Here is a 24,744-nt window from a genome sequence, read left to right on the forward strand (position 1 = left end):
GAAGTATGGATTGAAAACATTCCTACTCGTACTTATATGGACATTTTATATTAAATCATCATTAGCAATGATCAAAAATTGATTTCTTTAGATTTCATCGTATGTTGTGAAATGACGAGCAATTTTTTCTGATTATATTAACAAGGTAATTAGGCATGTTTAAACGATCTTGGCCGGTCTTTATTATTTTTATCTCTATGATTTCGTTACAATCAAGTGCATCTATGGCCAAATATCTTTTTCCGGTATTAGGCCCTGAAGGGATGACTGCTTGGCGATTAACTTTTTCATCCTTGATGCTTATCATTATTTTTAAACCATGGCGTAAACCCATTACTAAACAAGCTTTTAAGTATGTGTTTTTATATGGTGTAGCAACCGGTTGCATGAATTTGGCTTTTTATAGTGCCATTGCCAGAATTCCGCTTGGTATTACCGTTGCGATAGAACTTACTGGACCGATAGTTGTCGCAATGTGTTATTCGCGTCGGTTAGTTGATTTTATTTGGTTAGGCGTTGCAGTTATCGGGCTTGCGATACTTTTACCGATTCATCAAGCTTCTGGTGATTTAGATCCCGTTGGCATTTTAATGGCATTATTAGCCGGTTCAGGTTGGGCATGTTATATTGTCTTTGGGCGTAAAGCTGGGGCATTATATGGTTCATCAAGTGTTGCGATAGGGTCTTTGATAGCGTCGTTATTTGTATTTCCTATTGGTGTGTGGGATAGTGGGAGTGCTATGTTTTCTTTGGAACTTCTTCCTTTAGTGTTTGTGGTTTCATTATTGGCGTCGGCCATTCCTTATGGATTAGATATGATAGCGTTGCCAAGATTACCCGCTCAAACATTTAGTACATTAATGAGTTTGTCGCCAGTTTTTGCTGCTTTGTCAGGCTTCATTGTTTTGCAAGAGCAATTAACGCGCTATCAATGGTTAGCCATTACATTTATTATTGTTTCATCAATCGGGACGGTATTGACAATGAGCCGACCAACTAAAATTAAATCGGTTAATCCATAATGTTTTTACCAGCATTACGCAGATTAATACGCAATGCTCGTGTAAATATCGCTTGTTATACTTTGTTTAAAGCATAACAAGCGAGTTGATATCAGCTTATTAGCGGTGGGGGAAGCCCATTCCGCCACCCATAAGTCCTTTCATTTGGCGCATCATTTTCATCATGCCGCCGCCTTTCATTTTTTTCATCATTTTTTGCATATCTTCAAACTGTTTAAGTAGTTTGTTGACGTCTTGTACTTGAGTACCTGATCCATTAGCAATTCGACGTTTTCGAGATCCTTTGATGATTTCAGGATTGGCTCTTTCTTTTAACGTCATTGAACTAATAATCGCCTCCATTTTAATGGTAATTTTATCGTCCATTTGCGCTTTAATGTGTTCAGGTAGTTGCCCCGCACCGGGAAGTTTTGCCAACATAGCTCCCATTCCACCCATATTTCGCATCTGTTTAAGTTGATCTTGGAAATCGTTAAAATCGAACTTGTCGCCTTTTTTTAACTTCTTGGCAATTTTTTCTGCTTTTTCACGATCAACATTCTGTTGCAACTCTTCGATTAAGGAGATGACATCTCCCATACCTAAAATTCGTGAAGCAATACGATCTGGGAAGAATGGCTCTAAAGCATCTGTTTTTTCTCCCATTCCTAAGAATTTAATCGGTTTGCCCGTAATATGACGAATCGATAACGCCGCACCACCACGGGCATCACCATCAACTTTGGTTAAAATCACACCGGTAAGTGGCAAAGCATCATTGAAGGCTTTTGCGGTATTGGCGGCATCTTGCCCTGTCATTGCATCAACAACAAATAACGTTTCGATTGGGTTGATAGCCTGATGCAGTTCTTTGATTTCATCCATCATGTTGCTATCAATATGTAAGCGTCCCGCTGTATCGACAATTAACACATCGAAGAACTGAAGTTTAGCGTGAGAAATGGCTTTATTAACAATATTCACTGGTTTTTCGTGAATATCCGATGGGAAAAATTCCACATCAATGGCTTTTGCAAGCGTTTCTAATTGTTTAATTGCAGCCGGACGATAGACGTCAGCAGACACAACCAGCACTTTCTTTTTTTGCTTTTCTTTTAAAAATTTAGCTAATTTAGCGACGCTGGTGGTTTTACCTGCCCCTTGCAAACCAGCCATCAAAATAACAGCGGGGGGCTGTGTTGCCAAATTGAGGGTGCTATTAACTTCACCCATAGCCGATGTGAGTTCAGCCTGCACTATTTTGATAAATTCTTGACCCGGTGTTAAGCTTTTAGAAACGTCCAGACCAACGGCTTTTTCTTTTACTTGATTAATAAATTCACGTACAACAGGAAGTGCTACGTCGGCTTCAAGTAATGCCATACGTACATCACGTAGTGCTTCTTTAATATTATCTTCAGACAGTCGTCCTCGACCACTGATATTACGGAATGTCTGCGATAAACGGTCGGTTAAATTCTCAAACATGTTAACTCTCAATAAACAAAAAAATTGTGATTATCATAACAGAAAATCTTAAGAAGTCCCATGATCATAATTTTGTTCTTACTTGACACTAAATAGTGTTCCTGTTCAAATGTTGAAAATTAACTTAGCATAATATTCCCCTTTATTTTTTTAGCAAGGGCAGATGATTACAGGAGATATTGATATGAAAAAAATCATTAATACAGATAACGCACCCGCAGCAATAGGACCTTATGTACAAGGCGTTGATTTGGGTAATATGTTATTTGCATCAGGACAAATACCGTTAGATCCAGTTACCGGTAAAATGTCAGATTGTGTCAAAGAACAAGCTAAACAAAGTTTAGCAAATGTAAAAGCTATTATCACGGCGGCGGGTTATCAAGTTAGTGATATCGTTAAAACCACCATTTTTTTAGCTGATATGAATGATTTTGCGGTCGTTAATGCAATTTATGACGCCTTTTTTACAGAACATCATGCTGCGTTTCCTGCTCGTTCTTGCGTACAAGTCGCCAGAATACCCAAAGATGCTAAGGTTGAAATTGAAGTCATTGCTGTAAAATAAACGCAATACATCCTTTACTCTGAAAAATTTTGGACTTATACCTAGTGCCCAAATCGAATTGGTGTAGTCACTTGGTGACTACTTTTTAATTGCATGAATTTTCGCCCTTCATTTCCGCTTTTTTTAGATAATCCTATAAGGTAGTCAGTATACTCGTTTAGGTGGACAAACATCTTTTATGATCAGCAATATCTAAAGAAATTTTATCGTTTAAGCCTTGCCATATTTATCTTTTTTTACATTAATCATTCAAGTGAATGATTAATCATACCCAGAACGTGTAAACTTCTATTTAATGATTGATTGCCGATTGAGTTGATGCAATAATCTACAATTATTTATCATTAGTTGCCGTGTAATTAGGTTGCAAATATGTTTGAAAAAGTTGAGTCGTACGCAGGGGATCCTATTTTATCATTAGTTGCTGAGTTTAATCAGGATAACCGAATGAATAAAACAAATTTAAGTATCGGTTATTATTATGATGAAAACAGTGTTGTACCTCAATTAGCATGTGTAAAAGTTGCACGGGATTTTATCTATCAAAACGATAAAACTGCATCACTTTATTTACCGATGAGTGGATTACCTGATTATTGTCGAGCTATTCAATGTTTGCTATTTGGTGAAGCACACAGCGCTCTTAAAGATAAACGCATTGCAACCATTCAAACTTTAGGTGGTTCAGGTGCATTAAAAATAGGTGCTGATTTTTTGTTTCGCTATTTTCCGAAATCAGAAGTTTGGGTCAGTGATCCAACATGGGAAAATCATATAGACATTTTTCATGGTGCTGGATTTAAGGTAAATAAATATCCGTATTTTGATTCACAAACTTGTGGCGTTAAGTTTGATGCAATGCTTGAAACTTTACATCAATTACCGGCTAAAAGCGTTGTTTTGCTACACCCTTGTTGCCATAATCCAACCGGTGCCGATTTAACACATGCACAGTGGGATCAGGTTATTGATATATTAAAAACACGCGATCTTATTCCCTTTATGGATATTGCCTATCAAGGATTTGGTAAGAGTATCGAAGATGATGCATATGCAATTAGACGAGTGGCAGAGTTAGGAATATGTGGTTTTGTGTGTAACTCTTTTTCAAAAACATTTTCGTTATATGGTGAAAGAGTGGGTGGTTTATCCGTTTTATGTGATAACGGCGAAGTCGCTAATCGTGTACTTGGACAACTTCAAGCAACCGTACGTCGAAATTATTCAAGTCCTGCGGCCTATGGTGCTCATCTTGTTAGTTATATTTTGAATAATGTCGAACTTAAAACCCAATGGATTAATGAAGTTACTGCAATGCGTGAACGTATTATTTCAATGCGAATAAAGCTTGTTGAATTACTAAATAAGTTAGTACCCGAAAACAATTTTGATTATCTGATCAAACAGCGAGGTATGTTTAGTTATACTGGATTTTCTGAAGAACAAGTCACACATTTAAAAAATAACTTTGCTGTTTATTTGGTGGGCAGTGGACGGATGTGTGTGGCGGGTTTAAATCACCATAATATTCATCGAGTAGCAGAAGCGTTTGCTACATTAAAATAACCATGTAATTAATTAGAGGAGTATTTAATATGTTCCGAAAAATGTTAATGTTAATGCTAGGGTTAGTTATGGCAACGTTTGTCGTGGGTTGTAATACGGTAAGTGGTGTCGGTAAAGATGTTCAATCTGGTGGTAAAGCAATTACCCATACGGCTAATGAAGTGAGCGATAGATTATAAATGGAGTAGTGAGTCGAAATATACATAATTTATCATTCACATTTACTTCTAAAATAAATCTATTTTTCTCATAAAAGCACAGTTCGTCAAGTTGACGAACTGTGCTTTTAATCAAGTAACTGTTGGATATTTAATAATATATATTAATTCATATTGCGTCAGATCTTATTTTTTTTGAAATGAATATTTACATAAAATGATTTTTGATAAGTTATTAAATTGAGACAAGCTAATACTAATACAAAAAAATTGTAAGGATTAGAGGGTTAATTCATTGTAGTCGACATTGGTATTTTTTAACTTATTTTTTATTAGCTATTAACTTTATGATTGATTACATATGATGTTTTCGCTGTTTTTAGGAAGAATTTGTTTATAGTAATTCACATCATTTTATTCCATATATTGATAAGTTGTTTTTATTTGAACTAATTGGGAATTCGCTGTTAATTGTTATAAACATCTATTTAACTTACTTATTTTCTAAAACAATATAAATTTGCTAACGCATTCGTTTTTTTACAGATTATCAATACTATTTTTATAGTAGGCGATCATGGTCTATACCAAAATCTATTGGTTCAATTTTTTAGACCAGTTTGATCGAAAAAAGATGTAGAGAGCATTTATTCATACACTTATTTTGATACCTTTTATGTTAAAGTCTGTGAGCGTTAAAAATACCATTTATTAATGGTCGTCCAACGGAAGCAAATTATGATAGTATTAGCCGTTAATTTTTTTGAGGAATGATTATGTCATTTAATTTTGAAAATTCCCTAAAGGGTAAAGTAAAAAAAGCGGTTATCCCTGTTGCTGGTCTAGGAACACGCATGTTACCCGCAACTAAAGCAATTCCTAAAGAAATGTTACCTGTTGTGGATAAACCACTTATTCAATATGTGGTTAATGAATGTATTGCAGCTGGTATTACCGAAATCATTTTTGTTACGCATTCATCCAAAAATTCAATAGAAAACCATTTCGACACCAGTTTTGAATTAGAAGCCATGTTAGAAGCACGGGTGAAGCGTCAATTGTTGCAAGAAGTACAAAGTATACTTCCTAAACATGTAACGATAACAAGTGTTCGTCAAGGTTTAGCTAAAGGGCTTGGTCACGCTGTTTTATGTGCCTATCCTTTAGTGGGCGATGAACCTTTTGCAGTAGTATTACCGGATGTGATTATTGATGAATATGAAAGCGATCTGACTTGTGACAATTTAGCTGCCATGATTCATAATTATCACGAAACTAAACATAGTCAAATCATGGTTGAACCTGTGCCTAAGGAGTTAGTGTCTTCATATGGTATTGTCGATTGTCGTGGTGAAGAACTTGCCGCAGGGAATGTGGCACAGATGTATAGTGTGGTTGAAAAACCGTCGGTTGAGGATGCGCCATCAAATCAGTCTGTGGTTGGGCGTTATGTATTATCTGAGAAAATTTGGCCATTACTTGCTAAAACGCCATTAGGTGCTGGCGGTGAAATTCAATTAACAGATGGCATTGCAATGTTACTTGAAGAAGAGCCTGTCGATGCGTACTGTATTAAAGGACAAAGTCATGATTGTGGTAATAAACTTGGTTATATACAAACGTTTGTTCAATATGCCATGCGTCACAAAACATTAGGTAAAGATGTTTCTGATTGGTTGAAATCACTTTAATTGGTTTGAATTGTTTTATTAACCTAAAAAAGGACGCTTAATCGCGTCCTTTTATTATTGAATATATATAGTTGCTACTTAAGCTTCGGCGTTGTCATTATCCAGAGTGACATTCGGATCGTTAAAGACATTCATATTCATCAATCCTACTTCACGATCTGTGGCAACCGCTGCGGTCATTGCCCCCGATACGTTAGCTAAAGTTCGAGCCATATCAATAATTGGATCGACAGCGAGTACCATACCAATTAACGGGAAGTATTCGACCATTCCCATCCCAGATAAAACCACTGTTGCTGCAACGGTTGCTGTTCCTGGAATGCCTGCAATTCCTATTGATCCAATGACAACGACTATTACAAGCATAATGTAAAATTGAACATTGGTATCTATTCCAACCATATGCGCAACCATTACCGCTAATAACGCAGGAAAAAATCCAGCACAACCATTCATACCCATGGTGCTGCCAAGTGAGCCAACTAAGTTTGCTGTACCGGTGTTGACCCCCATTCTGACGGTTAATGTTGAAATAGTCATTGGTAAGGTGCCCACTGACGAGCGGCTAGTGAATGCTAATAGCCATGTTCCTAATGCTTTTTTGATAAACATTACTGGTGAAATACCATGAATTAAGACAATTAATACATGTACGATAAGCATAACGAGAGTTGCAATATAAACCGCTGCAACAAAACTTGATACTTCAACAATTGCAGGAATACCATTAGATATGATTGTACGGGCGAGTAACGCAATGACAGCATACGGCATATATTTAATAATGGTCATTGCAATTGACATAACAATTTTATATAGCGCTTCAATAAATGTTTTAAACAAGGCAATCGGTTGAGGGTTTTTCTTTTCCATTCTATTGGCGGCAAGCCCCATTAATGCTGAAAAGATAACTAATCCTACAATATTTTCTTTTGCCATGGCTCCGATAATATTGCTAGGGATCAGATTAACGAAGGTATCAATAATATTGGTATAATGTTTAGCTTGAGCGTGATGTACTGATGTTGAGCTTATTTCACCGAGTTCAAAAACGTTAGCTAAAACAATGCCGACTATACAAGCGATTGCCGTGGTGAAAAGTAACCAAAAAATTCCACGGAATGCTATTTGGGGTAAATTCTTTTTTCCCGAAAAATCAATAATAACTTTAACAATTGAGACAAATACCAGTGGAATCACTAGCATACGTATAAAGGCAATAAAGGCACGCCCAAAAAGACCATACCATGTTGCAATCTCTTGCATCCAAACTGTTGAACTTTTTGGAAAACCTGCCGACCATTGGATTCCCAGACCAAGAACCGCCCCAAGTATCAAGCCAACTAACATGCGTACAGAAAAATTAACTTTTTTGTCTTGTAATGGTTTCATTATGACAAAAAAACAGATGAGTAATAACCCAAGACCAATTAATGTTTGGTAATAAGTAATGGATAGGAACTTTTCAAAAAAAATACCGTGAAAAATGGCATCTGACATAATCGATCCTCGCCCTTTTAGGGTGTATATAATTAAATAATTATCAATAATGCTTTAATTTTATCTATTAATCAATTTGTTAAGTGCTTTAAGAGTTTGTGTTGAGACTAAAGCCGTTGATTAACAAATTTAATTTTTTTATTGACTATTTTTGAGTGATTAGTAAACACTCTTTTCATCATCTCTATTTGGCAATAGAACCTGCAATATTTAAAATATCCCAAGGCCGTGAAAAAGGTGGTGCATACAGAAAATCTAACATTGTAAGTTCGTCAATCTTCATTTGTGACCATATTGCTGTGGCTAATACATTTATTCTCAATGCAGAACCAGTGCCGCCGACTAATTGTCCCCCCAAAATCTTGCGTGTTTCAGCATGATAAATAAGTTTAGCCGTAACGGGTGATTGACCTTCGACATAATTACTGTGGTTTTTATCGTTTACTAAAACCGTTTTATAGGGGATACCTAATTTGATGGCTTCATTTTCAGTTATTCCTGTTCGTCCTGCTTCAATATCAAATACTCGGAGTGCTGATGTGCCTAATGTACCAGGAAATTGACAATTGCCACCTGCAATGTTTTCACCTACAATTTTCCCCAATTTGTTTGCGCCAGTTGCTAATGGAATATAGACTTTAGTTTGGCTGACTTTATGGAACAGCGTGGCACAATCTCCAGCGGCATAAATATCAGTGATATTTGTTCTACCTAAATCATCGGTAATAATGGCACCATTATTTAGGGTATTAATGCCAATGTTTTTGTAGATTTGACTATTTGGTCTAACACCGGTAGCGATAATAACCAGATCAGCAGGATATTGTCCTTTATTTGTAATAACCTGCGTCACTTTATCTTGACCAACAAAACCTTGGACACTTTCTTGTAAATGTAAGTCACAATGTTGCTCAATATTTTCCTGAATAATGTCAGTAAGTTGCTCATCGAATGCTTCGACTAATACTCGATTGTCTAATTGAATTAATTTTACTTTCTTTTTTAATGCAACCAGTGATTCGGCTATCTCCAATCCAATATAACCAGCTCCAACAATAATAATATTTTTGCATTCCGGTTTTGACAGTGCTTCTTTGATTGCTAATCCATCATAAAGATTGCGTAACGTAAAAATATTTTCCAGCTGATCATTCGCCAGTGTTGGAATAATTGGACTTGCACCTACAGCAAATAGCAATTTGTCATAGCTATCTTCAATGTTTTCACCGTTACTTAAATCTTTAATAAGTAATTTTTTTTGTTTAACATCAACAGATATCACTTCATGCCGTGTTTTTATTTCAATACCATCTTTTTGAAATTGTTCAGGTGTTCGGGATATCATTTCATTAGCATCAGTAAAATGATTGCCAATATAATAAGGTAAGCCACACGCACCGAATGAAACAATATCCGATTTTTCATAGATACGAATTGTTGCATTAGGGTTTATTCTTTTGGCTTTAGCTGCAGCACTCGCCCCAGCTGCTTGAGCTCCAATAATGATTATTTTCATCTATTATTCTCCTTTGTGCGCCTATTTTGAACACTTATCTGCTCATTGATCAAGGTAAAGTAACAAAGCATATCGATAAGTATTCATAATTGTCCATTTTAATTGTAATAAATGTACAATGATGTGTTAAATTTAACATTTCACTTGCAAATATAGTTTTAATCTTATTTTAAATCAAATTAATCGAAAAAAAAGTCGGATCGGTTTTTAAGATTCCGTCTGATGTATGAGATCGATGATAGTATTAATATGTTGTTGTGAATCATTTAATGCAGGGATGTAATGAAAGTGTTTTCCTCCTGAATTAAGGAATATTTCTCGATTTTCTTGATCTATTTCATAACAAGTTTCAATACAATCCGCAGAAAATCCTGGGCACATCACATGAACACGAGTCACGCCATTTAAAGCTAAATTTCTAAGTATGTCACTCGTGTTTGGTTCCACCCATTTTCCTTTTCCAAATTTTGATTGATAGGCCATTTGTATTGGCAGCGTGATGTCGTTCGCTAAACACTTTTCAATTAATAATAAGGTGGTGAGTTCACATCGCTCGATATAATCATCATGGCGTTTAATAATATAGCGCTCAGGCATACCATGATAAGAAAGGAGTAAAACATCGGGTTGCCCTTGTTCTAAAAAAGCCTGTTTTATCTGTAAATAGAGTGCATTAATGTAACTTGGGTGATCAGCATAGTCTCGAATATAGTGAATATTACTTCTTATAATATTGGTATCATTTAATTGTTTGATTTTATCCAGAACGGCAAGTGTTGTGGTTGTAGAATATTGCGGGAATAGGGGTAACAATGTAATTTTTTTACAGGATTTTAAGTTATTTAAGGCAGCTTGAAGACTCGGCTCACCATACGTCATGGCAAGCTCACATTTTATATTGGGTAAGTGTTGCTGCAATTTTTTGTGTAACAATTTACTGTAATATAACAAGGGGGAACTACCCTCTATCCAGATTTTTTGGTAATGCTTGAGAATGTACGGAATGCGTTTAGGTAAAATAAAATATTTTAAAATTGGATACCAAATAAAGCTGGGCAGATCAACAACATGTCGATCAAGCAAAAATTCTGTTAAATACTGTTTTATAGCATCTGGCGTTGTCGCGCTAGGTGTACCTAAATTAACCAATAATAAACCGTTTTTTTTATCCACAGCTTAGCCTCATTTGATATTAAGATAATGGTTAATAACTACTAAAAGTCTACTGAGTGCTCCTTGATTTTGCTTCAAAACGAGATAGGCATTTTCGCCCAGTTGTACTCGGCGACTATTATCATTTAATAGGCGATCTATTGTTGAATATAAATCATCCGCTGAGTTTGTGCAAACAATCATTCCTTGCGCTTCAATCAACTGTTCACAAATCACTTGGAAATTAAAAAAATATTCACCGGTAATAATAGCAATATGGTGCAGTGCAGGCTCTAAAGGATTATGTCCACCCTGTTTTACTAGGCTACCACCAACAAAAGCGATATCTGCCATTGCGTAAAGCTCTACTAGTTCGCCCATTGTATCGCCCAAAACTATTTGAGTTTGTTCTGTAGGTATTTGATTTGTACTACGCTTTAAATAATTAAAACCATTATCACTAATGAGTTTTTCAACCGTTTTAAAACGTTCAGGATGACGTGGAACCAGAATTAACAATAAATTGGCATGTTTAAGCAGTAATTTTTTAAATGCAGTTAAAATAATTTCATCTTCGCCACTATGGGTACTTGCTGCAATTAACACAGGCCTTTTTAATTGCCATTGTTGTTTTAACTGGTTTATGTTTTGGCGCTGCTCATTGGATAAGTTAATATCAAACTTTATGCTGCCTGTTATTGCTAAATGATCAGCAGGTAAACCAAGTGAAACAAATCGTTCACCATCTTGCTGATTTTGAGCTGCCACCATACTGATTTTCGAAAATAATTGTTTGACTGCTTTGCCTAATTTGCCATAGCGAGCAGCAGATCGTTCTGATAATCTGGCATTTGCAATAATTAAAGGAATTTTTTGTTTATAACATTGGCTAATTAAATTAGGCCAAAGTTCAGTTTCCATAATTATAACAATTTTAGGCTTTGTGGTTTTTAAGAATCGTTTTATGGCTCCGGGCAGATCATAGGGTAGATAAACATGACTGACACTGTCTTTTAATAACGATTTTACTCGCTCAGAACCTGTCGGTGTCATGGTGGTAACAGTGATTGGTAACTGTGGATATTTTTGTTGCAATGCTTTAATTAGCGGAATCGCCGCTATTGTTTCACCTACGGATACGGCATGCACTAAAATACCATTTGGTTTGACTTTATTTTTGCAAAAACCATATCGTTCTAACCAGCGCTGACGGTAGGCTGGCGCTTTACGACTGCGCCATAATAGTTTTAGCCAAACAAATGGCTGAATTAGATATAATAAAAGGGTATAGATAATTTGCATGCACGTTAATGATCTAGATTAAAAAAATGCTGACGATAATAGACAAGTTCTGAAATGGAATCACGAATATCGTCAAGCGCTTGATGGGTACCTTGTTTTGTAATGCCTTTCAAAATTTCGGGTTTCCAACGTTTTGCTAATTCTTTAATAGTACTGACATCTAAATAACGATAATGAAAATATTTTTCTAACTTCGGCATATAGTTAAATAAAAACCGTCGATCTTGACCAATCGTATTACCACATATTGGTGAGCAGTTTTCTGGTACCCATTGTTGTAAGAATGCGATGGTTTGTTGTTCGGCTTGCTGTTCTGAAATAGTACTTTTGCGTACACGGTCGATTAATCCCGAATTACCATGAGTGTTTTGATTCCATTCATCCATGAGCGCTAATTGTTCATCTGATTGATGAACAGCAATAACCGGACCTTCTGCAAGAATATTAAGGTCAGAGTCAGTTACAATAGTGGCAATTTCAATAATACGATCAGTTTTTGGATCAAGTCCCGTCATTTCAAGATCAATCCAAATTAGATTACTACTATTAATTTGAGAGTGTTTGATCATAATTTGCTGTGGAAATTTTCTTTTTAATGCCGAGTAGTGTAGCATATCTGTCAAACTGTTTAGTAAAAAATTCGTAACTGTGGCAAAAAATCAATTATCAAAAAATCAAAAAAGGCGTGTAGCTGCTAAACATCAGCAACGATTAGAGACAAGACAAGATGACAACTTGTCGAGTTTTTCGTTGTCGCGTGAAGGTGTCGTTGTGAGTCGTTATGGTAAATCCGCTGACGTCGAAGATGATACTGGACTAATTTATCGTTGCAGTATTCGCCGTACCTTACCGTCGTTGGTTACCGGTGATAAAGTAATATGGCGAGAGAGTTTGGAACCCAATACTAATGGTATTATTGAGGCAGTACATCCTCGACACTCAGAATTGGTGCGTCCGGATTTTTATGACGGTGTAAAACCTGTCGCAGCCAATGTCGATCAGATTGTCATTATATCGGCAGTTTTACCGGAATTATCCTTGAACATTATTGATCGTTATTTAGTGGCTTGTGAAGCAACCAATATTCAGCCCATAATTGTGTTAAATAAAATTGATTTACTTACCCCTGAACAGCGTACGGAGATTGAAAAGCAGTTATCAATTTATCGGGATATTGGTTATCCGTTATTGTTTGTCTCTTGTCAAAATCAGCAAGGGTTAGCCCCTTTGCAAGATGCGTTGCAAGGAAAAGTGTCTATTTTGGTTGGTCAGTCTGGCGTAGGTAAATCAAGCATTATTAATCTGTTATTGCCTGAACAGGCACAATCAGCTTTAACAGGCGATATCTCTGAATTATCGGGTCTTGGTCAACATACCACAACCTCTACACGGCTTTATCATCTACCCAATGGTGGCGATATTATTGATTCGCCGGGGATTCGTGAATTTGGATTGTGGCATCTTGAACCTGAACAAGTTATTCATGGCTTTATAGAGTTTGATGATTATTTAGGCGGGTGTCAATTCCGTGATTGTAATCACTTAAATACACCAGGGTGCTTGTTACAAAAAGCGGTACAAGAAGGAAAAATAGCACCATCGAGGCTTGATAATTATCATCGTATTTTACTATCCATGAAGGATGTGAAGGCTAAAACAAATAAAAGCTATAAATAGCCTGCTTTTCAATACGTTCAGAAAATGACAGTGAGATTGAATGAGTTAGAAAACATTGCTCATAATCCCAAAACACTTTATTATGAGCAATTAGTATAGCTATTTTAACTATTGGCGCTTTTTAAGTGCAAAACCGATAGCAACATACGCCCAACCTTGGAAAATAAGGTCAATTCCTAAAAACATGCCCAATACCCAAAGACTATCGTATGGCCAGCCGGCAATAATCATTAAACCTAAAATTAGCGTAATAATCCCCGATGCTAAAATCCATCCCCAACGTGGTATTTCTCGGTTATTTAATGAAGCAAATATTTGTGTAAACCCACTGATAACCAGTAAGAGTGAAATCAGTAATGTAAATGCAGAAGAAACGGCAATAGGTTGGAAATACGCCATTAATCCGATAAAGATATACAAAATGCCCATTACCGCCCATAAGGCTGTTTGACCAAATCCTTTAATATTAAAGGCATGTATTATTTGTGCAATACCTGCAATTAAAAGTAATGAACCGATAAAGTAAACAGAAAAGACAGTTGCAATAAACTGGTAGCCTAATGCTAAGCATCCCAAAATAATTAAAATCACACCGATAAAAATAAACCAGCCTGTTTTTTGTTTAAGATCTTGAGTGTTATTTTCAGTAGATATCATATTAAATTCCTATTTTATATGGTTAACTTTCGGTTGTAATCAACATAGCCTTTCAATTCAAACTTGCCAGACGTTTTTAGCGAGCGAAAAGAAAGCATGACGGAGGTAATGCTAAATGTGCAAAGAAAATGCGTACCATTTCCTTTGCGTATAATAATTAATCAATATAATAAAACTAATTGTCCTTTTAATTTTTATCTTTCAGTGCTTCATCTAATGTTGAATAAAACATTAATTTATTCGAAATCGGTATAAACTTGGCTCTGGCTAATGTTTTCAATGGTTGGAATTGTAATTCACAAATAGATAAATCTACTTGTTCTGGCAATTCATCAACAAAATGGCGTAATGCATTAAGCCCACCCGCATCAAGAATAGGCACCGCATCCCACTGTAATACGATGTGCTCATAGCCATTTATTTTCTGATAGATTTCAGAAAAGGTACGTTCAGCAGCGGCAAAAAATAGTGGTCCATTAATGCGAAGTACTAATGTTTTTTCACTGCTTCGATTGAGTTCAACCAATCGTGTCATGTGTGCAATACGACGCATAAATAGGATTGAAGCTAAGACTATGCCAAGTGTTATAGCAATAACCATATCAAATAATACGGTTAAAGACATGCAAATAAGCATGATTAAAATATCATCTTTAGGTGCGCATTTAATTATATATATCACTCGTTGCACAGCGCTCATATTCCATGCCACAATTAATAACAAGGCTGCCATTGCTGATAAAGGGATATAGGATAATAATGGTGCAAAACAAATGAGTGCAAGCAATACTACAATCGAATGCAGCACGGCAGCAATAGGTGATGTTGCGCCTGCTTTGACATTAGCAGCGGAACGGGCTATAGCGGCTGTTGCTGAAATCCCTCCAAAAAACGGCGCAATGATATTGCCTAATCCTTGTCCGATAAGTTCACTATTTGAGTGATGTTTTGTATGGGTCATTTCATCTAATACGACGGCACATAATAATGATTCAATTGCGCATAGCATTGCCATTGTAAGCGAAATTGGAAGCAGAGCGGATAACATTGACCAATCCCATTTAAAATCAGCGTGCTGCCAAGGTAAGATAAATTCGGGTAAAACGGACGGGATACCATGACCGATGCTATTATCAGGTAAAATATAGGTAAATCGAGAACCGATAGTTTCAATTTCATAGCCAAATTGATTCAAAATAAACATGACCAAAATACCCGTTATTAATGCCGGTAAATGCCCGGATATTTTTATTCGAAGTTTCGGCCACACAATCAGTACTATCAGCGTTACAATCCCTACTAAAGTATCGGCAAAATTAATAGTTGGAAAGGTTTTAACTAAAGCGGTTACCTTGCTAATATAGCTTTCCGGCATGTGTTCAAGTGTTAAACCAAAAAAATCTTTGATTTGCATGGTGGCGATAGTTATTGCAATGCCAGAGGTAAAGCCTAAAACAACAGGTAAAGGAATATATTCAATTAATCGACCAAGTCGAATTACTCCCATGATAATTAGAAAGACACCGGATAATAAGGTCGCAACAAGTAATCCAGACAAACCAAATTGTAATGAAACGGGATATAAAATCACGACAAATGCAGCTGTTGGACCCGATACGCTGAAGCGTGAACCTCCGGTTAATGCAATGACAAAACCTGCAATTATTGCGGTGTAAAGCCCATGTTGTGGTGGAACACCACTCGCTATTGCTAAAGCCATGGCTAATGGTATAGCAATAATACCAACCGTAATACCAGCAATTAAATCCTTAAAAAAACGGGTAGATGTGTAACGCTCTTTTATGCACGCTGCGATAAAAGCGCAACAAATTTTGGTGCCAGTTATGCCATATAATTTCATTATTTTTATTCGACTAATAGAAGTTTTTTGAAATGCTTACTAAGATAATCTTTTTTACAAAAATTAAAAGAGTGTTATCAAAATAATTTATATCGTCATTAAATTGCGTTAGGCAATTTTCCAATTGCGGTATAATGAATTTATCAAAGATGATTCTATAAATTGTTGCTAATATGCTTTTTCTATTGATTTGATACCGGTAACGTTTAAAAATAATGTCGTAGACTCATTCGCTTTTCTCGATATGGTATGATTAGTAGGAGCAATGTATGGTAGTAATTAATCAAAACGTGTTTGTTCATTCTTCTAGGGGAATAGGTACAATTATGTTACTTGCTTTCTCTTCATTTTGTTTTGCATTACCACAACTAGCAGGCTCAAAAACCGCCTATCATTATGATACTAAGCAAACCATTACCCCTGCTCCAAAAGGCTATCAAGCATTTTATATTAATCATATTGGTCGTCATGGTTCTCGCTATATTAGTAAATCAAAATATGAAGAGATTGTTTATCAGACATTATTATTAGCCGACAAAGATAATCAACTCACTGATGAAGGAAAATCATTATTCAAGCAAGTTTTGTATATTAAACAGTTGAATAATAATCACTATGGAGAGTTAACCGATTTAGGGCGTCAAGATATTGGTCTCATCAGTCAGCGAATGTTAAAAAATAATCCAACGGTCTTTAAAGGCCATAACATTGCGGTAATTTCATCTACGTCGCCTAGGGCTAAAGAGACGGCTGAAATTTTTGTCCAACCCTTTAAAGCAAAATATCCTCATATTCAAGTCACCAACCAGCCCGAAAATGGACAAACGTTGTTACGCTTTTTTAACTATTCGCCTGCTTATGATAAATATAAACAGAGTAAATCGGTTAAAAATGCCTTAAAAACAATTAAATGTTCACCTAAAACTGTCGCACTGAGTCAAACCGTCGCCTTAAAATTTTTTACCCATAATTTTATTAAAAAATTAAATGTAGGAATGGATATTGGTGAATATAATTCGATTAAAACCGAAGATTTTAGTCTGGCCGTTTATCAACTCTATCAAGAGTTACAGGCATTACCCACAGAGGTATTAGTTAATCATCAACTTAATTTTGATGATTATTTTTCAGAGGAAGCAAATGCGTGGTTTAATACGGTTGTCACTGCCAAAAATTATTTACAAATTGGTCCGGCATTTGATGCCAATGGTATTCAAATTAAAATTGCTGCACCTTTATTAAGGAATATGCTAATGACGGCCGATAACGCAATTACCAATAATAATGTTGATGCTAATTTGCGTTTTGCTCATGCAGAGACGCTTTCACCATTAGCAACGCTAATGGAAATAGAGGGTACAGCAAAAGTTGCCAAGACGCTATTTGATTATCCGACTGTCTGGCATGCAGAAAAAATTATTCCTATGGGCGCCAATATACAATGGATTTTTTATAAAAGTGAACAACCACATCATCCGATACTAGTTAAAATCTTATTAAATGAACAAGAAGTCCATCTGCCAATTAGTACCCAACAATATCCTTATTATCGTTGGCAGGATGTTAAACAGTATTATACCAATAAATTAAATCAATTAGGCTTAAATGAAAATCAATCCGATATCGATATGCTTAAAAAATTAAAATGATTCTAGATTGAGCATATGGTAAATGACTGTTTTACTGAATTAGGTAAAGTAGAAACTATTTCTGCATAAGACTATGATCCGTTAAATGACTAAACCTGAAGCCAGAAGGTTACCGGTCCATCATTAATTAATGATACTTGCATATCTGCTGCAAACTGACCGGTTTGCGTCTTAATATTTTTTTTGCATTGCTCAACAAAGAATTGATACAGTCTATTGGCATCTTCTGGTTTAGCCCCTTTGGTAAAGCTTGGACGCATTCCTTTTTGGGTATCTGCAACTAAAGTAAATTGGGATACAACAAGAACTTCACCTTGAGCTTGATTAACATTAAGGTTCATCTTACCGTCGCTGTCACTGAAAATACGGTAGCCAAGGACTTTTTCACATAATCGAATTGCTTTTTGTTCATCATCATCTTGCTCGACACCGAGTAATATCAACAAACCATGATTAATTTTTCCAATAATCTGATCTTCAACAGTGACAGAAGCTTGTTTAACACGTTGGATTAAGGCAATCATAAAAATATTACTCCGCTTGAGCTTGGTTATCCGATATTCGTTTTTTAGGGCGGTTAAATTCGGTTAAGGTTGCTGCAAATTCAGCGCCAAATAAGACAATACACCAAGAACAGTAAATCCAAACAAGCATGATTGGAATAGAAGATACTACGCCATAGATTAACTGATAAGTTGGAAATGAACTTACATAAAACGCAAAGGCACGTTTACCTATTTCAAACAATATTGCTGCAACAATCGCACCAATGAATGACTCTTTAAAAGGAACGGATTCAGTAGGGATAATACTGTAAAGTAACCAAAATCCAACGACAGAAATAATAAACGGTAAACTACTCAGCATAATATTCCCCGTTGCTCCAGTTGATAACCAGTTTAACGAAAATATATACGAACTGACAGCTACACTTGAGCCCGCTAAAATAGGCCCCAAAGTCAATATTGTCCAGTACATAGTTAGATTATACATAAATGAGCGTTTGCGTTTCGTTCTCCAAATATGATTAAGCGCACTATTAATTGAGTTAATAAGCAATAATGAGGTAACGATTAATCCAACTATACCCACTACCGTCATCTTTTTAGTATTGGTGATAAATTGTTCTAAGTAATTTTGAATGGTATCACTTGCGGTAGGCACGAGATTACTGTAAATGAGCTGTTTTAGCGATAGGCTAATTTCATCAAACATTGGAAAAGCGGATAATAATGAAAAAATAACAGTGATAAGCGGAACAAGTGCCAGTATTGTGGTATAGGCAAGGCTGGCAGAGGATGTGGTCAACTGATCCTGATTGATTTTAGCCCACAACATTTTTAAGAACAACGTTATCTGCTGAAATGTTTTCATGGTTTTTTCTATTTGTTAGAAAGAATACAATTATTGATCCCACTATTTTTTAATGAGTTCAACGCCTTATCAGCTTCGCTTTTGCTAGTATAGGGCCCAGCTGTAACGCGATATAACTGACCAGAAGAAATATTACCATTTATACCTGTCATAGCAAGTTGAGCTTTTAGGGTGTCCGCATTGGCTTTTTCCTTAAAAGCACCACATTGTAATGTCCATTTCGTTGTTGTCGATGAGGTTTGATTGGTATTCGATCGTGTATTGGTGTTATTCGCAAAACTATCTAAAATCTGTTGCCGTTCGCTTGCAACTGAATTCGATGTTGCGTTTGAACTGGCATTGGGCGTTTCTAACGCTTTAAGGTATGTCCAACGTTCCTGAGGTTGCTCTGGTAAGGTAACGGCAGGTGGAGGCGTTTTGACTTTTGGTTGTTCAACGGGTTTGTTAGGTTTATTATTGGTAATTAAATAGAGAATGGCGGAAAATAAGACAATAAGAACAATTGCCATAAATATCATAAATTTTGGCATAAAGCTTGATTTGTTTTTTTTCGGTCGACTTTTTCTTCTCACATAATCACGCTGAACCACAATATACTCTCTTATTTTTTTTATTGATATGGAATAACTGATTATTATACAAATAAAAAAAGTGGCTTACACCACTTTTTAGCATTTTCTTTAACTATAATAGTTAACAGATTCGGGCATTAAGCCAATGCTTTAATCTGTTTAATTAAATTTGCTTTATGACGTGCAGCTTTATTTTTGTGGATTAAGCCACGAGCCGCTTGACGGTCAACAACTGCTTGCATGTCTTTGAATGCTACTTCAGCTGTTTGTTTATCACCAGCTGCAACAGCTGCGTAAACTTTCTTGATATAAGTACGCATCATTGAACGGTTACTAGCATTATGTTTACGGCGTTTTTCGGATTGAACCGCACGTTTTTTAGCTGATTTGATATTAGCCAAAGTCAACTCCCAAGTTTAAATAAAATTACATATTAATAAGGCGGCAAAATATGCCTGATTTTCTGCCAGTTGTCAATGCTGTTACATAAAAAATTTGCAATTTATAAATTACACATTGATGACAAATGTTTACTATTTGAACAATAATCGCTATAACCTAAAAAGAATTTTTATGTTAGAATACGTGAAGTTTATTTTTATTTATATTTTTTTATTAAGAGGAAGTCTCATGTCTGTTATTAGAATGCAAGATCTTGATCTAAAAGGGAAACGTTTATTTATTCGTTCAGATCTTAATGTACCAGTCAAAAATGGTAAAGTCACTTCTGATGCACGTATCAAGGCATCATTACCGACAATTGAAGAAGCAATCAAAAAAGGCGCTAAAGTGATGGTGACTTCTCACATTGGTCGTCCAACAGAAGGAGAATATAACCCTGAATTCTCATTGCAACCAGTCGTTGATTACTTAAAAGAACATGTTTCATTTCCTGTCCGTCTTGTTAAAGATTACCTTGATGGTGTAGATGTTAAAGAAGGCGAATTAGTGGTTCTTGAAAATGTACGTTTCAATGTGGGTGAAGGTAAAGATGATGAAACGTTATCTAAAAAGTATGCCGCACTTTGTGATATCTATGTAATGGATGCCTTTGGAACAGCTCACCGTGCTCAAGCTTCAACGCATGGTGTGGGTAAATTTGCACCTATCGCATGTGCTGGTCCTTTATTAGCTGCGGAACTTGATGCATTAGGAAAAGCACTTGATAACCCAGCTCGTCCAATGGTTGCGATTGTTGCGGGTTCTAAAGTATCAACTAAACTTACTGTACTTGATTCGCTTTCAAAAATCGCTGATCAAATTATTGTCGGTGGCGGTATTGCTAATACTTTCATTGCGGCTGAAGGTTATAATGTAGGTAAATCACTATATGAAGCGGATTTAATCCCAGAAGCGAAAAAATTGATGGCTAACTGCCATATTCCTGTTCCAACTGATGTACGTGTTGCGACTGAATTCAGTGAAACAGCAACGGCTACAGAAAAATCAGTTTCTGATGTTAAAGAAAATGAACAAATTCTTGATTTAGGTGATAAATCAGCTGAAGCATTAGCTGATATTATTAAAAAAGCGAAAACCATATTATGGAATGGTCCAGTTGGTGTATTTGAATTCCCTAATTTCCGTCGTGGGACTGAAATTGTTGCTAAAGCAATTGCTGATAGTGAAGGTTTTTCAATTGCCGGTGGTGGTGATACGTTAGCTGCAATTGACTTATTTGGAATTGAAGATAAAATTTCTTACATCTCAACTGGTGGAGGTGCCTTCCTTGAGTTTGTTGAAGGTAAAAAACTTCCTGCTGTTGCAATGTTAGAAGCGAGAGCAAAAGCATAATATAGATTCAGTAAAAAGGATGAGATGATTACTCATCCTTTATTTTTTATAATAATTAAATCATAGGTAATAAAATGGCTACAAAGATTTCTGATGTCGTTAAACCCGGTGTTGTAACTGGTGATGATGTTCAAAAAGTATTTCAAATCGCTCGTGAAAATAACTTTGCTTTACCAGCAGTTAACTGTGTTGATACCAACACAATTAATGCGGTAATTGAAACAGCGGCAAAAGTAGGTTCCCCTGTTATTGTTCAATTCTCAAATGGTGGTGCACAGTTCATCGCTGGTAAAGGTCTTAAATTAGAAGGACAAGAATGTGCAGTACTAGGTGCTATCTCTGGTGCAAAACATGTTCATTTAATGGCTGAAAAATATGGTGTGCCAGTGATTGTTCACACTGACCACTGTGCAAGAAAATTACTTCCATGGGTTGATGGTTTACTTGATGCTGGTGAAACTCACTTTGCTAAAACCGGTAAACCACTATTTTCTTCACATATGATTGACCTGTCAGAAGAAACATTAAAAGATAACATTGATATTTGTTGTCAGTATCTTGCTCGTATGTCTGCAATGAAAATGACATTAGAGCTAGAATTAGGTTGTACTGGTGGTGAAGAAGATGGTGTGGATAACAGCCATATGGATAGTTCAGCACTTTATACTCAACCTGAAGATGTAGCTTATGCTTATGAGCGTTTAAGCGAAATTAGTCCTCGTTTCACTATCGCTGCATCATTTGGTAACGTGCATGGTGTATATAAACCAGGTAATGTTAAATTAACACCAAAAATTTTAGATAACTCACAAAAATACGTATCAGAAAAATTCAACTTACCTGAAAAATCACTGAATTTTGTATTCCATGGTGGTTCAGGCTCAACACCTGAAGAAATTGCAGAAGCAGTTAGTTATGGTGTTATCAAAATGAATATCGATACCGATACTCAATGGGCTAACTGGGCGGGTATTTTAGATTACTACAAAGCTAATGAAGCTTATTTACAAGGTCAATTAGGTAATCCTGAAGGACCTGATGCGCCAAACAAAAAATACTATGATCCACGTGTTTGGTTACGTAAAGGTCAAGATTCTTTAGTTGCTCGTTTAGAACTTGCATTTAAAGAACTTAATGCTGTTAACGTACTTTAATTACGTTTTCATTTTTAATACAAAGTGGGGGATCTCCTACTTTGTATTAATTGTTCATAAAATAAATCTTGCATTTGTATATCAATTGTAGGATAATTCTGCCCTCATTTAACTTAGGGGAGCTGTCTATTTATATAATAGAAGCGTTTGCACCCGAGAGAAGGAAACCAAAAAATGGCAAAAAAAGTACAGGCTTACATCAAGTTGCAAGTTGCAGCTGGTGCAGCAAATCCTAGTCCACCAGTTGGTCCAGCACTTGGTCAACATGGTGTTAATATTATGGAATTCTGTAAAGCATTTAATGCGAAAACAGAAAGCATGGAAAAAGGTCTACCTATTCCAGTTGTTATTTCAGTCTATTCAGACCGTTCATTCACCTTTGTTACTAAGACTCCTCCTGCGGCAGTACTATTGAAGAAAGCTGCTAAAATCAAGTCTGGTTCAGGTGAGCCTAACAAGAAAAAAGTAGGTAAAGTAACGAGTGCTCAAATTCGCGAAATCGCTGAATTAAAAGCTGCAGATATGAATGGTGCTACCATTGAATCAATGATGCGTTCTATTGAAGGAACCGCTCGTTCAATGGGCTTGGAAGTGGAGGGTTAATCGATGGCTAAATTATCTAAGAAAGCTAAACTTATCCGCGAAAAAGTGAATGCAACTAAACAATATGAAATCAACGAAGCAATTGCTTTATTAAAAGAGCTTGCGACTGCTAAATTTACTGAAAGCGTTGATGTTGCTGTAAATTTAGGTATTGATTCACGTAAATCAGACCAAAATGTTCGTGGTGCAATTGTATTGCCACATGGTACTGGTCGTAGCGTTCGTGTAGCTGTGTTTACACAAGGTGCAAATGCAGAAGCAGCTAAAGAAGCGGGTGCTGAATTAGTTGGTATGGACGATCTTGCGGATCAAATCAAAAAAGGCGAAATGAATTTTGATGTTGTTATCGCATCGCCAGACGCTATGCGTGTAGTTGGTCAATTAGGTCAAATTTTAGGACCACGTGGTTTAATGCCAAACCCTAAAGTAGGTACTGTAACGCCTAACGTTGCTGAAGCAGTAAAAAATGCGAAAGCAGGTCAAATCCGTTACCGTAACGATAAAAATGGTATTATCCATACTACTATCGGTAAAGCTGATTTTGATGCAGCTAAACTTAAAGAAAATTTAGAAGCATTACTTGTTGCGTTAAAACGTGCAAAACCAGCATCTTCTAAAGGTGTCTTTGTGAAGAAAGTAAGTCTTTCTACTACTATGGGCGCTGGTGTTGCTATCGATCAAACAACATTGAATGCATCTGTTTAATTAATCATTATTAATTAAACAAAAAAATCGGTTGGTGTCTGGCCTTAACCAGACCCCGTCCAAGACCGTAGGTGTAATTGACGTTTAATTACTTAATTTTCCTACGTAGACGGTGACAGAACCTGATAAGATATAATACAGGAATTCTGCTCATCGTGGTTGTGCTAACTATATTGTTATAGTTAGTTTAAATAAGTCTAGGCTTTGCCTAGTTTTAATCCAGGAGCAAAACCAATGGCACTAAATCTTCAAAATAAACAAGAAATTGTTGCTGAAGTTAATGAAATCGCCAAAGGTGCGCTATCTGCAGTTGTTGCCGATTCTCGTGGCGTAACTGTAGAAAAAATGACTGCATTACGTAAATCTGCTCGTGAAGCGGGTGTTTATATGCGTGTTGTTCGTAATACGCTATTACGCCGTGTTGTAGAGGGCACTCAATATGAGTGTTTAAAAGATACGTTTGTTGGTCCTACTCTAATTGCGTTTTCAAACGAGCACCCAGGTGCTGCTGCGCGTATTTTTAAAGCGTTTGCAAAAGAAAACGATAAATTTGAGATTAAAGCCGCAGCCTTTGAAGGTGAGTTAATTACTGCAGCGAACATTGATCGCTTAGCAACATTACCTACTTATGAAGAAGCATTAGCTCGCTTGATGTCAACCATGAAAGAAGCCGCAGCAGGCAAATTGGTTCGTACTCTTGCAGCTGTTCGTGATCAAAAAGAAGCTGCTTAATTAGCAGTATGATGACGAATTTTA

Annotated in this window: 24 protein-coding genes; 12 read left to right on the plus strand and 12 right to left on the minus strand. The window is 36.2% G+C overall.

Features of this window, described 5'->3' with window-relative positions; all coding sequences use genetic code 11:
• Positions 1-155 precede the first annotated feature (155 nt).
• Positions 156-1,022 (plus strand): EamA family transporter, encoded by an 867-nt coding sequence (locus J3U14_RS09520; protein WP_220215998.1) that lies wholly within the window; start codon positions 156-158, stop codon positions 1,020-1,022.
• 99 nt (positions 1,023-1,121) lie between these two features.
• On the opposite strand, the gene ffh is transcribed toward J3U14_RS09520, so the two are convergent.
• On the minus strand, positions 1,122-2,489 hold the full coding sequence (ffh, locus tag J3U14_RS09525; protein ID WP_267352135.1) for a signal recognition particle protein: 1,368 nt from the start codon (positions 2,487-2,489) through the stop codon (positions 1,122-1,124).
• Positions 2,490-2,673: 184 nt separating this feature from the next.
• Here ffh and J3U14_RS09530 point away from each other — a divergent pair, with 184 nt between their 5' ends.
• The 4 genes from J3U14_RS09530 (at position 2,674) to galU (ending at position 6,472) form a co-directional block, all read left to right on the plus strand.
• Positions 2,674-3,057 carry a RidA family protein gene (locus J3U14_RS09530; RefSeq protein ID WP_267352136.1) on the plus strand — a complete coding sequence of 128 codons (384 nt, stop codon included), beginning with the start codon at positions 2,674-2,676 and terminating at the stop codon, positions 3,055-3,057.
• Positions 3,058-3,429: 372 nt separating this feature from the next.
• On the plus strand, positions 3,430-4,623 hold the full coding sequence (locus J3U14_RS09535) for an aromatic amino acid transaminase (protein ID WP_267352137.1): 1,194 nt from the start codon (positions 3,430-3,432) through the stop codon (positions 4,621-4,623).
• Positions 4,624-4,652: 29 nt separating this feature from the next.
• Positions 4,653-4,802 (plus strand): entericidin A/B family lipoprotein, encoded by a 150-nt coding sequence (locus J3U14_RS09540; RefSeq protein ID WP_267352138.1) that lies wholly within the window; start codon positions 4,653-4,655, stop codon positions 4,800-4,802.
• 755 nt (positions 4,803-5,557) lie between these two features.
• On the plus strand, positions 5,558-6,472 hold the full coding sequence (galU, locus tag J3U14_RS09545; RefSeq protein ID WP_267352139.1) for a UTP--glucose-1-phosphate uridylyltransferase GalU: 915 nt from the start codon (positions 5,558-5,560) through the stop codon (positions 6,470-6,472).
• Positions 6,473-6,550: 78 nt separating this feature from the next.
• Here galU and J3U14_RS09550 read toward each other — a convergent pair whose 3' ends face one another.
• From J3U14_RS09550 to orn, 5 genes are all read right to left on the minus strand, one after another.
• Positions 6,551-7,972: a cation:dicarboxylate symporter family transporter gene (locus tag J3U14_RS09550; RefSeq protein ID WP_267352140.1), complete on the minus strand. Its 1,422-nt coding sequence runs from the start codon at positions 7,970-7,972 to the stop codon at positions 6,551-6,553.
• A 184-nt stretch (positions 7,973-8,156) separates the two neighbouring features.
• A complete protein-coding gene (locus J3U14_RS09555; RefSeq protein ID WP_267352141.1) occupies positions 8,157-9,488 on the minus strand; it encodes a CoA-disulfide reductase in 1,332 nt (443 codons plus the stop codon).
• Positions 9,489-9,695: 207 nt separating this feature from the next.
• Positions 9,696-10,661, minus strand: a complete 966-nt coding sequence (gene hemH, locus J3U14_RS09560) for a ferrochelatase (RefSeq protein ID WP_267352142.1) — start codon at positions 10,659-10,661, stop codon at positions 9,696-9,698.
• 9 nt (positions 10,662-10,670) lie between these two features.
• The gene (waaA, locus tag J3U14_RS09565; protein WP_267352143.1) at positions 10,671-11,942 is read right to left on the minus strand and encodes a lipid IV(A) 3-deoxy-D-manno-octulosonic acid transferase; all 1,272 of its coding nucleotides are present in this window, start codon (positions 11,940-11,942) and stop codon (positions 10,671-10,673) included.
• 5 nt (positions 11,943-11,947) lie between these two features.
• Entirely contained in the window at positions 11,948-12,511 is a 564-nt protein-coding gene (orn, locus tag J3U14_RS09570; protein ID WP_065559759.1) for an oligoribonuclease, read from the minus strand.
• Between the two features lie 79 nt (positions 12,512-12,590).
• Here orn and rsgA point away from each other — a divergent pair, with 79 nt between their 5' ends.
• Positions 12,591-13,619, plus strand: a complete 1,029-nt coding sequence (gene rsgA / locus J3U14_RS09575; protein WP_267352144.1) for a small ribosomal subunit biogenesis GTPase RsgA — start codon at positions 12,591-12,593, stop codon at positions 13,617-13,619.
• A 108-nt stretch (positions 13,620-13,727) separates the two neighbouring features.
• On the opposite strand, the gene J3U14_RS09580 is transcribed toward rsgA, so the two are convergent.
• Positions 13,728-14,276 (minus strand): HdeD family acid-resistance protein, encoded by a 549-nt coding sequence (locus J3U14_RS09580; protein WP_220215987.1) that lies wholly within the window; start codon positions 14,274-14,276, stop codon positions 13,728-13,730.
• Between the two features lie 187 nt (positions 14,277-14,463).
• Positions 14,464-16,137, minus strand: coding sequence for a C4-dicarboxylic acid transporter DauA (gene dauA, locus J3U14_RS09585; protein WP_267352145.1), 1,674 nt, complete (start codon positions 16,135-16,137; stop codon positions 14,464-14,466).
• A 269-nt stretch (positions 16,138-16,406) separates the two neighbouring features.
• On the opposite strand from dauA, the gene J3U14_RS09590 reads away from it, so the two are divergent.
• Positions 16,407-17,786 carry a histidine-type phosphatase gene (locus J3U14_RS09590; protein WP_267352146.1) on the plus strand — a complete coding sequence of 460 codons (1,380 nt, stop codon included), beginning with the start codon at positions 16,407-16,409 and terminating at the stop codon, positions 17,784-17,786.
• Positions 17,787-17,875: 89 nt separating this feature from the next.
• Here the strand turns inward: J3U14_RS09590 and dtd are convergent, their stop codons facing one another.
• The 4 genes from dtd to rpsT form a co-directional block, all read right to left on the minus strand.
• Complete coding sequence (gene dtd, locus J3U14_RS09595; RefSeq protein ID WP_220215984.1) at positions 17,876-18,310, minus strand: D-aminoacyl-tRNA deacylase; 435 nt, start codon at positions 18,308-18,310, stop codon at positions 17,876-17,878.
• Between the two features lie 7 nt (positions 18,311-18,317).
• Positions 18,318-19,160: a virulence factor BrkB family protein gene (locus J3U14_RS09600; RefSeq protein ID WP_267352147.1), complete on the minus strand. Its 843-nt coding sequence runs from the start codon at positions 19,158-19,160 to the stop codon at positions 18,318-18,320.
• Positions 19,161-19,168: 8 nt separating this feature from the next.
• The gene (locus J3U14_RS09605) at positions 19,169-19,669 is read right to left on the minus strand and encodes an SPOR domain-containing protein (RefSeq protein ID WP_267352148.1); all 501 of its coding nucleotides are present in this window, start codon (positions 19,667-19,669) and stop codon (positions 19,169-19,171) included.
• A 200-nt stretch (positions 19,670-19,869) separates the two neighbouring features.
• Positions 19,870-20,133 carry a 30S ribosomal protein S20 gene (gene rpsT, locus J3U14_RS09610; protein ID WP_025316521.1) on the minus strand — a complete coding sequence of 88 codons (264 nt, stop codon included), beginning with the start codon at positions 20,131-20,133 and terminating at the stop codon, positions 19,870-19,872.
• A gap of 229 nt (positions 20,134-20,362) precedes the next feature.
• Here rpsT and pgk point away from each other — a divergent pair, with 229 nt between their 5' ends.
• The 5 genes from pgk to rplJ all read left to right on the plus strand — a co-directional run bounded on the left by pgk (position 20,363) and on the right by rplJ (position 24,720).
• Positions 20,363-21,526 carry a phosphoglycerate kinase gene (pgk, locus tag J3U14_RS09615; RefSeq protein WP_065559751.1) on the plus strand — a complete coding sequence of 388 codons (1,164 nt, stop codon included), beginning with the start codon at positions 20,363-20,365 and terminating at the stop codon, positions 21,524-21,526.
• A 74-nt stretch (positions 21,527-21,600) separates the two neighbouring features.
• On the plus strand, positions 21,601-22,680 hold the full coding sequence (gene fbaA / locus J3U14_RS09620) for a class II fructose-bisphosphate aldolase (RefSeq protein WP_065559750.1): 1,080 nt from the start codon (positions 21,601-21,603) through the stop codon (positions 22,678-22,680).
• 174 nt (positions 22,681-22,854) lie between these two features.
• Positions 22,855-23,283: a 50S ribosomal protein L11 gene (gene rplK / locus J3U14_RS09625; RefSeq protein WP_065559749.1), complete on the plus strand. Its 429-nt coding sequence runs from the start codon at positions 22,855-22,857 to the stop codon at positions 23,281-23,283.
• A gap of 3 nt (positions 23,284-23,286) precedes the next feature.
• Complete coding sequence (gene rplA, locus J3U14_RS09630) at positions 23,287-23,988, plus strand: 50S ribosomal protein L1 (protein WP_065559748.1); 702 nt, start codon at positions 23,287-23,289, stop codon at positions 23,986-23,988.
• 234 nt (positions 23,989-24,222) lie between these two features.
• The gene (gene rplJ / locus J3U14_RS09635; protein ID WP_025316516.1) at positions 24,223-24,720 is read left to right on the plus strand and encodes a 50S ribosomal protein L10; all 498 of its coding nucleotides are present in this window, start codon (positions 24,223-24,225) and stop codon (positions 24,718-24,720) included.
• Positions 24,721-24,744: the final 24 nt, after the last annotated feature.

Source organism: Gilliamella sp. B3801 (genome assembly GCF_026536645.1).
In the GTDB taxonomy this organism is placed as follows: Bacteria; Pseudomonadota; Gammaproteobacteria; order Enterobacterales; family Orbaceae; genus Gilliamella; species Gilliamella apicola_I.

Bases quoted from the DNA above. Each gene is read 5' to 3' on its own strand.
- orn (WP_065559759.1), bottom strand. From the start codon at position 12,511: ATGATCAAACACTCTCAAATTAATAGTAGTAATCTAATTTGGATTGAT.
- fbaA (WP_065559750.1), top strand. From the start codon at position 21,601: ATGGCTACAAAGATTTCTGATGTCGTTAAACCCGGTGTTGTAACTGGT.
- rplK (WP_065559749.1), top strand. From the start codon at position 22,855: ATGGCAAAAAAAGTACAGGCTTACATCAAGTTGCAAGTTGCAGCTGGT.
- J3U14_RS09555 (WP_267352141.1), bottom strand. From the start codon at position 9,488: ATGAAAATAATCATTATTGGAGCTCAAGCAGCTGGGGCGAGTGCTGCA.
- J3U14_RS09580 (WP_220215987.1), bottom strand. From the start codon at position 14,276: ATGATATCTACTGAAAATAACACTCAAGATCTTAAACAAAAAACAGGC.
- rplA (WP_065559748.1), top strand. From the start codon at position 23,287: ATGGCTAAATTATCTAAGAAAGCTAAACTTATCCGCGAAAAAGTGAAT.
- dtd (WP_220215984.1), bottom strand. From the start codon at position 18,310: ATGATTGCCTTAATCCAACGTGTTAAACAAGCTTCTGTCACTGTTGAA.
- J3U14_RS09590 (WP_267352146.1), top strand. From the start codon at position 16,407: ATGGTAGTAATTAATCAAAACGTGTTTGTTCATTCTTCTAGGGGAATA.
- galU (WP_267352139.1), top strand. From the start codon at position 5,558: ATGTCATTTAATTTTGAAAATTCCCTAAAGGGTAAAGTAAAAAAAGCG.
- J3U14_RS09535 (WP_267352137.1), top strand. From the start codon at position 3,430: ATGTTTGAAAAAGTTGAGTCGTACGCAGGGGATCCTATTTTATCATTA.
- J3U14_RS09520 (WP_220215998.1), top strand. From the start codon at position 156: ATGTTTAAACGATCTTGGCCGGTCTTTATTATTTTTATCTCTATGATT.
- ffh (WP_267352135.1), bottom strand. From the start codon at position 2,489: ATGTTTGAGAATTTAACCGACCGTTTATCGCAGACATTCCGTAATATC.
- J3U14_RS09605 (WP_267352148.1), bottom strand. From the start codon at position 19,669: ATGGCAATTGTTCTTATTGTCTTATTTTCCGCCATTCTCTATTTAATT.
- J3U14_RS09550 (WP_267352140.1), bottom strand. From the start codon at position 7,972: ATGTCAGATGCCATTTTTCACGGTATTTTTTTTGAAAAGTTCCTATCC.
- J3U14_RS09540 (WP_267352138.1), top strand. From the start codon at position 4,653: ATGTTCCGAAAAATGTTAATGTTAATGCTAGGGTTAGTTATGGCAACG.
- dauA (WP_267352145.1), bottom strand. From the start codon at position 16,137: ATGAAATTATATGGCATAACTGGCACCAAAATTTGTTGCGCTTTTATC.
- waaA (WP_267352143.1), bottom strand. From the start codon at position 11,942: ATGCAAATTATCTATACCCTTTTATTATATCTAATTCAGCCATTTGTT.
- rplJ (WP_025316516.1), top strand. From the start codon at position 24,223: ATGGCACTAAATCTTCAAAATAAACAAGAAATTGTTGCTGAAGTTAAT.
- J3U14_RS09530 (WP_267352136.1), top strand. From the start codon at position 2,674: ATGAAAAAAATCATTAATACAGATAACGCACCCGCAGCAATAGGACCT.
- pgk (WP_065559751.1), top strand. From the start codon at position 20,363: ATGTCTGTTATTAGAATGCAAGATCTTGATCTAAAAGGGAAACGTTTA.
- J3U14_RS09600 (WP_267352147.1), bottom strand. From the start codon at position 19,160: ATGAAAACATTTCAGCAGATAACGTTGTTCTTAAAAATGTTGTGGGCT.